Origin of the sequence: Cellulophaga sp. Hel_I_12 (genome assembly GCF_000799565.1) — a bacterium.
In the GTDB taxonomy this organism is placed as follows: Bacteria; Bacteroidota; Bacteroidia; order Flavobacteriales; family Flavobacteriaceae; genus Cellulophaga.
This window is the reverse complement of sequence record NZ_JUHB01000001.1, coordinates 586,137-598,482: the sequence shown is the minus strand read 5'-3', so window position 1 is coordinate 598,482 and position 12,346 is coordinate 586,137. Positions and strand designations below refer to the sequence as shown.

The window sequence follows — 12,346 nt, the reverse complement described above, 5'->3', positions numbered from 1 at the left end:
AACTGATCCTTAAATTAATAAAAACATTTTGATAAACCGATTATAATAGCTTCTTGTAGTATTGCGATAGTATAATTATTTTTTAAAAACGCTGCGAAGCAAACCGCTTAATAGTTTAATGTCCCAAGTTCGTATTATTGTAATGAAATACAATGTTTCTGGGATATTTTACATAATGCAAGTATAGCTACATAGGTTAAACTTCTGTAGAATTTCTCCAGCGCGCCAACCTTCTTGATTATTGCTTCAGCCACTGGCTAAACCAATAATGCAAAATGTACTATAATGTTCTGCGTGGAGCCTGTCCTGAGCATAGTCGAAGGGTACCTTGAGCTTTGGGTACGGCATAAAAATGAAAGGTCTTGTAGACCTTTTGTTTTTCGATCGGGTTGCTGCGCCGGCAAAGTTGTTACTTCAGCTTCTTGAAAAAATTATACCAAAAGCTTTTTCTACCATGTTAATGAATTTGGTAGAAATTATGAGATACACTATAACAATAATACCCTTGCGAATAAACTCTATAGGGTTCACAAGCTCTTTTTTATCAAATAGGAGTTGCGAGTAAACACTTTTTATGCGACTAGCCTGTGGTAAGCAGAGCCGAACCATAGGAGGGAATTGACATCGACGAATGAGATGCATAAATACCATCAAATGACAGTAAGATTCTTGTGAATAAATATATGTGGATTGTAATTTCCTACAAATCGTACATTATTTCTTACTAGTAGTACATTAACGGCTGACTGTTTCACGAAATGTAATAACTTATACTCATAAGTCTCAATACCATACTTTTTTAAAAGTCATTATAGGATTTATTCATTTTCTTCTAAAATAAACCATATGAAAAATCAAAGCTCACTAAACGATATTTTCAGATTTGTACAATTAAGAGGTGGTAATATCTTAAAATCTTACCCAGTAAAGGTAACCGATACAATTCAGGCTGCTAAGAATAAAACCACCGAAGAAAAAATAGAATTGGCAAATACATACTTAAGCAATTTAAATTTTACTATTAAAAAATTAGGTTTAGGTACTGAAGTCAGAGCTGCATTAAATAACTATAGTAATAATACAAAATCTACTGTTGGTCAGTTTTACAATTCTGTTTTTCAAATGCTCACTTCAAATTATAATAATCTGGAAGAAGATTTTGAAAAAGACTTAAATATGCTCTCAGAGCTTGTTTATTTTTCAAATTACAGTTCTTATGAAAAATTGTCCGATACTAACTTGCAATTATATGTGATGTATCAAGTTCTTGAAAGAGCTAGGGTAAACAAACTATTTCAAAAGTTCCTTTTGCATAATATTAGGTTATTAGGTTTAAGCAAAGCTACTGAACCATTTATCAAATCTGTTGGTGTTGCTGATTTATTAGTTGTAAAACAGCATCTATTACGCTACGAGGAAACTGAAATTGCTCATATAGAAAACGTAATGAAAGGTGAAACGCGAAGTAGGGAACATCGTTTTTTAGACCGTTTTGAAGAAACACTTATCTATGAAAATGAAAAAAGTGTTGAAACTGAAAAAGAATCTGAGACAACCGAACGGTTTGAAATGAATCGTGAAACATCAAAAACAATACAAGAAGACCAAAAATTTAGCACAGATTTGTCTGTATCAGGAAAATATGGTCCAACAACGATAGCTGCAAATATGGCTTATAGCTTGGATACTTCTGAAACTACCGAAACAAAATCATCTTCTGAATATGCCAAGGACATTATGGATCGTTCCTTGGAAAAGGTAAATGAACGTATTCGCACAGAGCGAATAACCAAGATTATTAAGGAAAATGAAACCAAAGATTTACACTCGTTTACTAATGTGCTTATTGAAGGTGCAACTAATGAGCTAGAACAAATTAGCGGCATCTATCAATTTGTAGATAAAATTTACCAAGCCCAAGTATTCAACTATGGTCAGCGACAAATGTTTGATTTGATGATTCCAGAGCCTGCTTCATATTTGCGGTATTTGAACAATATAGGAGATAACATTACCAATAGTAGCCTAATCCAACCGCCAAAATTGGATATTCATTTCTATCAAATCGGATACAAATTAAAACAAGGTTATTATCAAGCTACGGGTGAAACATTTTTATTTGGCGATAAAAACCATTACTCAAATTATGTTTCCTTATATGAAGCTCAAGGCGTCAAATCACCACCAGAGGCTATGACTTTTTCCTTTTCGTATTCAAGACCTAAAGAAAATTCTGAACCAGATGCTATTCTCGGGGAAGGTGCTACCTATATGGCACCTCCAAAAAGTTTTGATATTGAAATTAAAGATGGTTATATCCCCAAAAAAATAAAATTAAGTGTTATTGGCTACACTGATAGGCATAAGGGCTTGAAATTTGATTTCTTGGTTGGCTCTTCATATTTTCAAATGATTTCTGGAAATGGAGTTGAAAACCTTCGAAATACCTATACAGCAGAAGATAAAGACCATGTTGCCTTTTCTGGGAAGTTTAATGAACCCAAAAATATTGAACTTCCTGATGATTTTATAGCAAATGCAAACAATAAATTATCAATTGGCTATTTTGCAAGGGAAACCAATAACCATATAATTAAGGGAGAAATAATCTGCGAGCCTTCTGAAGTTATTATTAGAGATTGGCAACAAGAAACTTATGATATTCTTCAAGCGGCTTATCAAGATCGGTTAATGGAATATGAAAATAAATTAGCACAATATAATGCGGATAGAAAAGCACAAGAAAGTTTTGAAAAGAATAACTATGGAGTACCACCAAGCAAACAAAAACAAATAATGTTAACAGAGCTTAAAAAACATGCTATATCGCTTTTTACAGATAATTTGTCGTTTTCTCCTGATGATGTTTCAAATGACACAACTAGATTTAATACAGATTTTCCAATAGTTGTTGATGATGCGGATGAAAAACCTCCAAAAATAGATCGAGTAAAAGCAAAGAAACAAGGTGATTTCATTCGTTTTTTTGAGCAGGCTTTTGAATGGTCACAAATGCAATATGCCTTATATCCTTATTTTTGGTCTAAACAGGAAAGTTGGGATAAAAAATTTAAATTAGATGACCCCAATTATGAATACCAGCAATTTTTGCAAGCGAGTGCCGCACGTTTGGTTTTACCAGTACGATTAGGATTTGAAGCTGTAGTTGCACACTATATGGAAACTGGCAATGTTTGGGGTGGAGAAGGGGTTCCGTCAATAGAAGACCCGCTTTACCTGTCCATTGTAGATGAAATTAGAGAGCAGTCTGGCAATACTGAACAAGAGCCTATTCCAGTTGGGAAGCCTTGGGAAGTGCGATTACCTACTAGTTTGATTAAGCTTAAAAAAGAAGACGGTTTGCCTAAGTGGAAAGAGAATCCTGTAGGAAGTTGGGTTTGGGAGAAAGATGTTACAGATTAAGCTTTTCAAATGGCTACACAAAGTTTTATAAATTATATAAATCAACTTGGTATTCTTTATAAGGAAATTTCTTCACATCAATTCCCAGGAAAAAGAATTAATTATTTATTGTTACCATTTGGTGGGATAGTCACATTAGCAGCAATTGATAGAGAATGGATAAATTTAGACCCAACATGGTCACGATCTTATGTTGTTTCCAGAGCTACAGTCCAATGGAATACCTATTCTGAAATTATAATTCACCTTGCTGATAATGGGAATCTAAGTGAAGCCCAAAGCATAGAATCCTTTTTTAGATCAAAGCTGCATCACCATCTAGAATTTAGGTATCCAAATTCTCCTTATCTAATTAATCAAATGGTTAGAGAACGTACATTGGGTTTATTAACAGTAACATCTTTTATTTATGATATTCATCAAATAGTTAGTAGTTGGGTTAGAGATCCACGACATATAACTACAACCGGTGACCGACAGCTACTAAGAGAAAGAAACATGAGTAGATTTATTACAGGATACTCAATTTGGCACCGTTCCATTCCGGAAGATTGGGAATCATTAGAATCTGAAACCAATATACCAAATGAAAATACTACTCCGATTAATGAAACTCAAGAAACTTTTGCAGCTGAAAATGTAAGAAATGATACTAGACACAATAGAACTGAAAGATTGGATCGAGATTTATTATTATTAGCGCACACTCGGTTTTCAGAAATTAGAGATGAATACTATCACCTTCAAAATAGTTTTAACTATACACAAGAATCTGCTGGACCTTATTTAATATTTAGTGTTAGACCTGGTGGGTTTCACGATTCATTAAATAGAACCCAAAAAGAAGCTATAAAGAGACTCGTTTTCAATGCACTTTCGGATGAAGCTCATCGTGTATTTGGTCAGCTCCGTGCTATTCATCGACAAGTATCTACGTCTTACGTAGGTTCTGATAGAATGAAACTTTTAAATAATTTAGCATACATATTTCCATTTTTCTCTAATGTAGCTCCTTATATTCCCCAAGACCCTGATAGACCTGTTGTTAAGTTTAGACCAAACTCCCTACCATGGCAAAATAATTCACATACCAGATTCAATATGCGATTGATACAAAACAGAAATAATGAAGCACAAAGGCGTGCTTTGGATTCTGCTTCAGTATCATTTAGAGAATTGAAATTAATTGTTTATGGTAAGTTTCCAGTAATATTCGTTCTACAAAAAAAATTAAATCTTGGCCAGATTGCAACAATTCTAGAACTTAGAAGATCGAATCCAGAAGAAGCGGAAAGACAATTGGAAACTATACTTAGAAATTACGTGTTCAGACCATTAAGAAATTCATTAGCATTAATTCGCCAAAAATTGAATTCAATATGGCGTCCAAATAGTATAGCAGAAATTGGGGACTTAAAATCAATTTCCTTCGTTACACAGTCTGCTTTGAAAAATCTACTTCAGCCTGTACTCGGAGAAAATTATTCGAACAGTCCATTGTACGAATATTGTTTGTATTTTATTGAAGATAGGGAGCCGTTTTGGACTAATGAAAATCGATTAACCGCCTTTTCTTTAGGTATAGGGATTACCATTGGAACTGTATTTCCCACTACAATTTTAGCTATTTTGGTAGAGGGCATTATTGCATTAGGAATTGATCTTTTATTACTCATAGAAAATAATCAGAGGAATGAATTAAATAGTTTTGCTGTCATTGATCAGCAATTAGCAATAGCTGAAGTATTTGATCTTAGAGAGCAATCTATATTTATATTATTTGGGCATGTAATAGGTTTCGGGATTTCAACAAGACTTGCAAGAAACGCTAACATCTCAAGAAGTAATCCAAATGTTTTGCAGAATGCTATACCTGACGTTCCAATCGCTAGATTAACAAATAGAAGGATTGAAATAGAATTGTATGATGAGATAATTAGAAGAATCAGTCCATTATTTGGTAGTCAAAACCTCACAGATCTTATAACACGTTTATTCCAATCATCATCTAGAAGGGGGAAATTACGAGAATTGTTTGGGCTTGTAAGTGACAACGTTTTAACTACATTGAGACAGTTGGATGGAGTTGAGCGGCTTGCCTATTTAAATAATAGAGCACATTCTATTAAGGGCTATGTGCAAGAGGCATTACGAACTGAAATGCCTTGGTTTGATCTAGTTAGAAGAGCAGCATTTGCTAAAGTGGCAAGAGTGAATATTGCTATCGCAGATTCAGGATTAGAACTTAGTGAGCCTATATTTACCCATTTAGTTTCTGGTAATGGTAGACAACTCACAGATGGAATACTATACTCTACATTTCAAATGGAAGATGGTAGAACAGGAATCGTTATATTATCAATTTTCGAATCTAAATCTAGTTATAATTGGACTGACTGGGTAGATCATAATCTAGATGGTTTAACACAATTGACTAAAGATTTAAGCAGATTTATCGATATTGAAGAGGCTATTACTATCAATGGACAAAATTATACTATTTTGGAGGACTTATTTTTAATCAGACAGTTAGACTCAATTGGACCTAGAAATTTTGAACCAGTTCAATTTATTTTAAGTATTCCTTCAGAAGAATATCATTTAGTGAATACAAGAAATCTATTAACCAGAGTTAGAACAGTTTTGAGAAATGATTTAAGAACATGGTATGATGATGCTCTCGAAGAAGATGGGGTTGAAATATTTGACTGGATTCAAGATGTAGCTCAAATTCCTACGTTATTTGAGAACCCATTATCAAATGATGTAGCTTACGAAGTCGCTTATGCTCTCTTAGAGTATTTAGAATAAATTAAGTATTATCTATGGGTCGCTTTAATAGGTTTTATGCCAAATACTGAACCTTTCACATTGTTGATTTTTTTGATAACCGTAGTTAAAACTCATAATTTCATTTATAAATATTACGTATAATTGAAGTTCTAAATATAATAAGTGCTTAGAAATTTATATTTACTCACATCTTTATTTATTTGCAGAAACTTCAAATGTTTTTGTGAATCTCCTAAAAAGTCGATTTATTAAAATTTATGCTCTTGTGGCAATCCACGAGAAATGTAGCGCATTTACGAACTCGTCTAAAACAATATTAAAGACGTGAGTAATCGTCTAAAATTTTTTGTTACGTGCATTTTACCGAATAAGAGATTTATAATAAGAGCAAAAAGGTTAGCTTTTATTTTGGCGTTGGCAAGCGTTGGATAATTATTCACTGATTATTCTAACGAAGCCATAATTACCTTTGACATAATATCTGCCGATATAAAACACTTACGTGTTGTTATATCTGATATTATATCAAATATCGCCCAAAGGCGCTATTCGCTAATTGTTATCATTTGTTCTATAATTTATATTATGTAAAATAGAATTATTGAAAAGGTCCTGTTGGTATTATACTTTTACATCAATCAACAACTAGCAACCAACAACATGTAACTTAGCTATTTCGTTGTCCCCAAGCCTCAAACACTTTTACCGCTTTCTTTTGAGCGAGTTGTACAAATTGAATGTTACGGTCTTTCATGTCCCTATCTAGCTCGTCATAGATAAACTGATCGTCAAAATTATAGGCAGCAGCGTCTTTGCGGCTACACCCATAATAAACCATTTTAGCTTGAGACCAATAAATGGCTCCCAAACACATGGGGCAAGGTTCACATGAGGTATAAATGATACAATCTCTTAATTCAAAGTTATTGAGCTTTTCGCAGGCTTTACGCATCGCCACAATTTCTGCGTGTGCTGTGGGATCATTCATAGTAGTTACTTGGTTATAGGCTTCTGCAATGATTTCATCATCTTTTACGACCACGGCACCGAAAGGTCTTCCTGCATCGGCATTCATACCTTCAGCCGCCAATGCGATAGCTCTTTCCATATAAAACTCGTTTGTTTCTTTCATATTTTAATAGTTTGCATTTTTTATCCTAGTATTGTCAAAAAAAACTTTTCACCATGAGTACTGTTTACTACAAAGTGCTCATAACTATTTTTTGAGTTCTTGAGGATGTTTAAAGATGAGCCCTACTTTTCGTTCTTAAGAGCAGTTACATTGCCTTGATATCGAATTCCTCTGCGCTGTGAACTGAAGATATTTATTTGCGCGGTAGTGTTGGGAAAAAAATCTATATTCACATTAAAGACTTCGGTAGTATTACCACTGATGGTAAATTCCATACTGTAGCGCTGCTTTTGTTCGTCTTTTTTAAGGCTATAGGTTTCCGGAATTCCGTTAAACTCAATACCATTATCTGAACCATACCCACCGCCCATTTGTCGTTCTCCATAATAAGGCAAAAAGGCAGAGATGCTGTCCCCTTCTACTTTTAAAAAATTAGGATTTCCAATTAAATTAATAGCATTGGCCGTATTTCCAACACCCAATATCCCTGTATTCGAAAGGGCTGCCATACTCGCTGTAGCATTTGGGTACGCCCAGTCAGCGCTAATGCTAAAGTTTTTAATGGCTAGTAATTGGTCTAAAGCGCTACTTTCAGCACTTGGCGCTATTGTCTTTTGGGTGCTTCCACAAGCGATAAGTAAAAATAAGCTTGCTATAAAAAGGTTTTTCATGGATTTTTTTTCTAAATAAGTATCAAAATTTATACCGTAAATTACGAATCGCTATGGCTTAAACAGCAGTATTCTTTAATCTCTTTATGCAGTTGCTCTATCCTTTTAATTTGGGCTTTAATACCCATCCTAAGTTCGTTAGCATCCGTTTGTTTTTGATGCAGCTGTTGCTTAAGGCTACTATTTCCCTGCAATAGTTGTTTAAACTTTTCTTTAAGTACACTTTTCAACTCAAATAATTCTCTTGTTTTTGGTTCATAACAATAACTATTGAGCAGAATGGTACTCTGAATTAGATCGTTCGTAGACCGTTCTAACTGAATAAGATACGCGTTGCTTTCTCGTAATGGTTTTTGACGTCCCGAAATTTGTTCTGTATGTTCCATATCCATTAGGTTTTAAAGTCTCCCATTAAGGTACGAATTTTACTTCAATCTCGCTGTAATTTAACATGCTATTTAACGCTTTCTAATGTCAAGATTCCCAAAAAAATGTGGTATATTTAATTTTCTACTTTAAGGAAGTAATCAAAGTATCATTTTTTAAAATAATAATATATGAATATCAATTATGAGTACGACGATGTTAAAGCGAGTGAACGTCTAGAAATTTTCACCGGTAAAAAGTTGAGCAAGCTTTTTGATAAGTTTGATAACATTATCCGAGCTGATGTATTTTTTAAAACGGAAAACACCTCTAGCCCTGATACGGGAATGATTTGTAATATTCGCTTGAGTATTCCTGGACCTCGTTTGTTTGCAGAATCAAGTAATGGTAATTTTGAAGCCTCGATCATGCAATCTGTTGATGACTTAGAACGTCAGCTTAAAAAGCGTAAAGACAAGCTAAGTAGAGTTAAGTAATACTAGTATTCACCTCTAAAAAAAAGCCCAAGCTGTAATCACAGTTTGGGCTTTTTTTTAGATGAACATGGAAAGCGCGTTGTACGCTTGGTTTTAATTCGCTTTATTTTTTTACAATTGGCAGGCGTATTTCTGAGGCTTGCTTTTTACTATGGTGAATTTTATTATGGGCAATGACACCCTCTTTCTCATTGTAATTATCACCTCCCGTATTGAGGTTTCTTGCAAATCTTGGAAAGTTACTACTCGATATTTCAATACGAATGCTGTGCCCTTCTTTAAAGTAATTACTAGTAGACATTGGGGTTAAATTAACCTCATAGACCATACCTTTTTCCATAAACACTTCTTTATCATAGCCTTCTCTATAGCGCACTCGTTGTATGGTTTCATCTAAATTATAGGCACGACCGTCTGGGTATACATCAATTAATTTAATGGTAAAATCCGTGTCTTTCACATCCGATGAAACAAAAAGCTTTGTTTCTATAAAGCCTGAAACTTCTACTCCTTCTTTCAAGGGAGCCGTGGTATATACCAAAATATCTTCTCTCTGTTCCATTTGCTGTTGATCAAAGGCACCTCCTTGAACAGCATTACCCGTGCAACATACATTACCGCCGTACGACATCACAGGATTCATGGGATCATAGGTAAAGCTGTCAGGCATATCTGATTTAGGTGGTTTTGTACTTAAAACTCCATCACCGTTTAAGCTATTGGCATTGCCACCGCTAGACAAATAATAGCTGGTCATTTTAGCATTTTTTGGAGGCCATTCTTCTGAAGATTGCCAAGTATTGCTCCCCATCGTATAGTATTGTACTCTGGGTGTTTTTTCCTTAAAATCGTTAGACGCATCTTTCAACCATAAATCAAACCAGGCCATAATTTGCTCTTCGTAATTTAAACGGGCGTCACCAACACTGCGCTCGCCTACCACCGTATCTTCTGTAGCTCTGGTATAAGCACAATGTAAGGTGGGAGCGATTACTAAATACTGATTATCGCGGATCATCGCTTCTTTCGCATTTTCACGAACATGATTGAATAAGGCGATATTAGGACTAATAGAAACGTCATACCACGAAGCAAACCAAAAACTTGGTACGCTAAAATCCATGGTATCATGATAGAGTCCGCCTTCAAACCAGGCAGGATCATTTGGTTTGCGCGTTACCATTTTATCAAAAATTTCCTTTTTTCCGTTGATGTTTTTTAAAATATCTTGAATAGGTAAATGCGATAAAGCCTCGAGCATATCTACAGGTGGATTTTCAGGACCCAGGTCATAAAATCTAGAAATTCGGATTAAATCTTCTTGGGTTGCTCCAGCAGGAATTCGCGGTTTAAATTTATCGTGTTCTACCCCGTACAGCCAAGAGAAAAATAAGAGTTGCTCTGCTCCTCCTCGGTACCAATTTCCTTGTTCTTGAAACTTACCTACGGTGCCCACCCCGGCACCAAAACCTTGTGGTACCATAGCGGCATGCGAGGGGTGATCAAGGGCAGCCACTGCCATTTGCCATTCTGCGGTTGAAGAGCAGCCTAAGGTACCTATTTTTCCATTAGACCAACTTTGTTCTTTCATCCAGGTAAAGGCGTCATAGCCATCGGTGAGTGGCGTTCCCAGGATATCCCACTCCCCTTCTGAAAAATAACGACCACGCTCATTTTGAACCACATAGGCATAGCCCTTTTCTACCATTTTATAGGCTGTTTCTAAGGTTCTTGTACTTTCCTTACCGTTTTGCCAAGTATTAAAATTATACGGCGTTCTCGAAAAAATAATAGGTACTGGACCTCCTGTTTTAGGACGATAAATATCGGTTGCCAATCGCACACCGTCGCGCATCGGCATCATTACTTTTTGATCAACAACAGCTATTTCTTCTAGCTTTTTTAAAATCTCCGATTGTGCATTTAGTGTAGTTCCTAGGCTCCCTAAAAAGATAAGTAGCACTAGTAAGAGTGATGTTTTGTTTTTCATCTGGTTTTTGTTTTAAGGTGTATTGATGTATTGATTTTAAATGTACTAAAATTATCCTGAAGCCTACTTATTTTATTTAAATAATGGCGGGAATGAGGGAAGATTAGGTTTTAAAAAAATAATGGCATTTGATTATTATGGATTCTGAAATGATGAGTACATTTACATCTTTAAAAAGTAGCTTATGATCGTTTGGATATTATTTTTGGCTCTTATTATTTTTTTTCTAGCGCTAGACCTAGGCGTTTTTAATAAAGAAGATCATATCATTAAATCGAAGGAAGCGGGCATCTGGACGGCAGTCTGGGTTACGGTTGCTTTGAGTTTTAGTGGTGTTATTTATTGGTTGTTTACGGAAGGTCTTATAGCTAATTCAACTGGCTTAACTCCTGACAGTGCTGTTTTAAAATATATTACGGGATACTTAATCGAATTATCCTTGAGCATTGACAATGTGTTTGTGATCGCTGTTATATTTTCGACCTTTAAAATTCCGCCTATTTACCAACACCGGGTTTTATTTTGGGGAATTTTGGGAGCTATTGTATTCCGTGCATTAATGATATTTTTTGGCGTGGCATTAATTACCCGTTTTGATTGGATTATTTATGTTTTCGGTGTTTTTCTTTTATATACCGCTTTTAAAATGCTTAAGGGTGATGATCACGAGTTTGATCCTAAAAATTCTTTTGTCTTTAGACAAATAAAAAAAATATATCCGATCACCTCTCAATTAAACGGACATGATTTTTTTGTAAAACGGATGGGATTAAATGCGGCTACACCACTTTTTGTAGCTTTAGTCGTGATTGAGTTGACCGATATTTTATTCGCTTTAGACAGTATTCCCGCTATTTTAGCCATTACCGCAGACCCCTTTATTGTTTTTACCTCTAATATCTTTGCAATTCTAGGCCTGCGATCTATGTATTTCCTGATTTCAAGAATGTTACAGAAATTCCGTTTTATCAATTATAGCCTTGTGGTGATATTGGCCTACGTAGGTTTAAAAATGTTATTTTCACATCAAATTGAAATACCAGAATGGCTGTCCTTGACCGTAATTGCAGCATCCTTATTAGGAGGTGTATTGGCTTCGGTACTCATTAAAGAAAAAGAAGAAACTGAACCTAAGAATACCACGGAAGAATAATTAAAGCTTAGCTTTTAATTTTGTATCAATAATCTCTAAGGCATCCTTAACCGTTTGCATTTGGTCCATATCGGCATTTTCAAGCATAATATCAAAAGCGTCTTCAACATCTAAAACAATGTCGACGAGATTGGCAGAATTGATATTTAATTCATTGATAAAATGACTTTCGATGCTTATGTCATCTACGGAAACATCTTCTGGTAGGTATATTTTTACGATAGCCTTTAATTTTTGGTAACGTTCTTCTGTATTCATTTTTTTATTCCATTTTTTAATTAACACTAATTGCTTGCAAAGCGAAGCAATCTGATGAGTACC

At 34.9% G+C, this 12,346-nt stretch carries 9 protein-coding genes; 4 read left to right on the top strand and 5 right to left on the bottom strand.

Translation table 11 applies throughout. The features are described from left to right. The first annotated feature begins 846 nt into the window (after nucleotides 1-846). Both GQ45_RS17475 and GQ45_RS02820 read left to right on the top strand, forming a co-directional pair. Nucleotides 847-3,423 (top strand): hypothetical protein, encoded by a 2,577-nt coding sequence (locus tag GQ45_RS17475; protein ID WP_052188103.1) that lies wholly within the window; start codon nucleotides 847-849, stop codon nucleotides 3,421-3,423. 9 nt (nucleotides 3,424-3,432) lie between these two features. Then, nucleotides 3,433-6,234: a hypothetical protein gene (locus GQ45_RS02820; protein WP_047414919.1), complete on the top strand. Its 2,802-nt coding sequence runs from the start codon at nucleotides 3,433-3,435 to the stop codon at nucleotides 6,232-6,234. Nucleotides 6,235-6,883: 649 nt separating this feature from the next. On the opposite strand, the gene GQ45_RS02815 is transcribed toward GQ45_RS02820, so the two are convergent. The 3 genes from GQ45_RS02815 to GQ45_RS02805 all read right to left on the bottom strand — a co-directional run bounded on the left by GQ45_RS02815 (nucleotide 6,884) and on the right by GQ45_RS02805 (nucleotide 8,405). Beyond that, on the bottom strand, nucleotides 6,884-7,348 hold the full coding sequence (locus GQ45_RS02815; RefSeq protein WP_047414917.1) for a nucleoside deaminase: 465 nt from the start codon (nucleotides 7,346-7,348) through the stop codon (nucleotides 6,884-6,886). A 122-nt stretch (nucleotides 7,349-7,470) separates the two neighbouring features. Then, nucleotides 7,471-8,019 carry a DUF4251 domain-containing protein gene (locus GQ45_RS02810; protein WP_047414915.1) on the bottom strand — a complete coding sequence of 183 codons (549 nt, stop codon included), beginning with the start codon at nucleotides 8,017-8,019 and terminating at the stop codon, nucleotides 7,471-7,473. A gap of 41 nt (nucleotides 8,020-8,060) precedes the next feature. Next, nucleotides 8,061-8,405: a hypothetical protein gene (locus GQ45_RS02805; protein WP_156125335.1), complete on the bottom strand. Its 345-nt coding sequence runs from the start codon at nucleotides 8,403-8,405 to the stop codon at nucleotides 8,061-8,063. Nucleotides 8,406-8,576: 171 nt separating this feature from the next. Here GQ45_RS02805 and hpf point away from each other — a divergent pair, with 171 nt between their 5' ends. Further along, entirely contained in the window at nucleotides 8,577-8,882 is a 306-nt protein-coding gene (gene hpf, locus GQ45_RS02800; protein ID WP_047414911.1) for a ribosome hibernation-promoting factor, HPF/YfiA family, read from the top strand. Between the two features lie 103 nt (nucleotides 8,883-8,985). Here hpf and GQ45_RS02795 read toward each other — a convergent pair whose 3' ends face one another. Further along, nucleotides 8,986-10,872 (bottom strand): CocE/NonD family hydrolase, encoded by a 1,887-nt coding sequence (locus tag GQ45_RS02795; RefSeq protein WP_047414909.1) that lies wholly within the window; start codon nucleotides 10,870-10,872, stop codon nucleotides 8,986-8,988. 184 nt (nucleotides 10,873-11,056) lie between these two features. On the opposite strand from GQ45_RS02795, the gene GQ45_RS02790 reads away from it, so the two are divergent. Next, nucleotides 11,057-12,025 carry a TerC family protein gene (locus GQ45_RS02790; RefSeq protein ID WP_047414907.1) on the top strand — a complete coding sequence of 323 codons (969 nt, stop codon included), beginning with the start codon at nucleotides 11,057-11,059 and terminating at the stop codon, nucleotides 12,023-12,025. Here the strand turns inward: GQ45_RS02790 and GQ45_RS02785 are convergent, their stop codons facing one another. Further along, nucleotides 12,026-12,283 (bottom strand): phosphopantetheine-binding protein, encoded by a 258-nt coding sequence (locus GQ45_RS02785; protein WP_047419953.1) that lies wholly within the window; start codon nucleotides 12,281-12,283, stop codon nucleotides 12,026-12,028. Between the last annotated feature and the right edge of the window lie 63 nt (nucleotides 12,284-12,346).